This is a genomic window from Paenisporosarcina sp. P4_E4_2, assembly GCF_056401595.1.
This window is the reverse complement of the sequence record NZ_JBFUJC010000527.1, coordinates 1-1,319: the sequence shown is the minus strand read 5'-3', so window position 1 is coordinate 1,319 and position 1,319 is coordinate 1. Positions and strand designations below refer to the sequence as shown.

Sequence of the window (1,319 nt, the reverse complement as noted above, 5' to 3'; positions counted from 1 at the left end):
GAGTGGTTCCGCATCGGCAATAGTAGAAATTACTTTTGCCCCAGCAGCATCCTCTATTTTTCTTACCCATTCATCCCCTGTGCCAAAGCGAGTGGCAGCTACTAGCACGGAATGTGAAACGACTGGTACAACCACTGCACCCTGTTCTCTCAAAATAGTGATTTTCGGAACCACTTCTTCATACGTACAATGTGATGCTGTTATACCAAAACCTATTCGTTTACCTGTTAGCACACCGTTCCTCCTTAGATATCTTTAGCTGATTCTGTCAAACATTTAAACAATATTTTTGATGCATCTTCTTTCAAAAATTGCCCTGGCAAAGAAGTACAGAGGCGATAGCATTCAGCATAATCGCCCTCCAATTCTAAGCAGCCAGGAGCGGAAGCAATATCATAAAACCGTTTGCTGGTTTTTAGTAACGATTGATAATCTTCTGTTAACCATTTTGCAGGAATTGTGTTGATGAATATTGCCTGATCACACGAAATTCCTTTTTCTAATTTTTTCACTTCGTAGCCCATCGCCTGAGCTTCAGCCAATTGAACTGGTGAGCGTACGACTATCAGTGGATGTGCATCCATCCGTTTAAGCTGTGTCGCCAACAATTTTGCTACTCGCCCGAAACCGGATATCATAAATTGTTTGCCTGCAACGGTTTCATGTTCTTCTAGATAATAGGCAGCAATAAATCCTTCTGCCGTTAACTTTGCATTCAACCAAATAAATTGTTCATCTTCAAGGTAGGCTACGGTATTCAGTTCACTTGCTTCAAAAAAGCGTGTCCACTCTGGAGATAATTTTCCGATGAAACATTTTTTTACGTTTTGAAAAAATTCCATTCCAATTGTATCGGTTACAATTTCAAGTGGCTGAATAGGTAAGACCATGATTTCTGGTTGAAAAGACAACAAATCCCGTTCCACTTGATAACTCCATGCTCTGGATGGGATATATAATACTTGCTCGTCAATGTTTTTCAACAAAGTAGCAAGCTTTTCCATGCGAGGATCCGTACCTATGACACACCACTTTCGGTTCGTCATATGGATTGATCCGCATGTAGATGAGACGTCTTAGTGAAGAGTATCCGATGTTCACCGATAAGGACGATATCTTCCCAAGCAATGTAGACATTTTGACTGCTTGGTTTCGATTTAAATGGCCGATTGCCTTGTTCTTTTAATACGAGAAATCCAATGATTTTTCCACTCGTTGGCTCAAATAGTAATTCAGTATCAGCAAGCAATCCAAATCGTTTGCCGTCTTCAACTTGGATTAATTCTTTTACCGCCAATTCTGATAGCAACATATGACTC

General features: G+C 40.3%; 2 protein-coding genes and 1 pseudogene. All 3 read right to left on the bottom strand.

Features of this window, described 5'->3' with window-relative positions; all coding sequences use genetic code 11:
- Window positions 1-234, bottom strand: a pseudogene (gene spoVFB, locus AC1DSB_RS19400) (dipicolinate synthase subunit B); the annotation flags it as partial.
- A gap of 11 nt (window positions 235-245) precedes the next feature.
- Window positions 246-1,046, bottom strand: a complete 801-nt coding sequence (locus AC1DSB_RS19395) for a hypothetical protein (protein ID WP_477530997.1) — start codon at window positions 1,044-1,046, stop codon at window positions 246-248.
- Window positions 1,043-1,319 (bottom strand): YlmC/YmxH family sporulation protein (locus tag AC1DSB_RS19390; protein WP_477587429.1); only part of this gene is annotated, 277 nt, incomplete at its 5' end. The genes AC1DSB_RS19395 and AC1DSB_RS19390, both read right to left, overlap by 4 nt.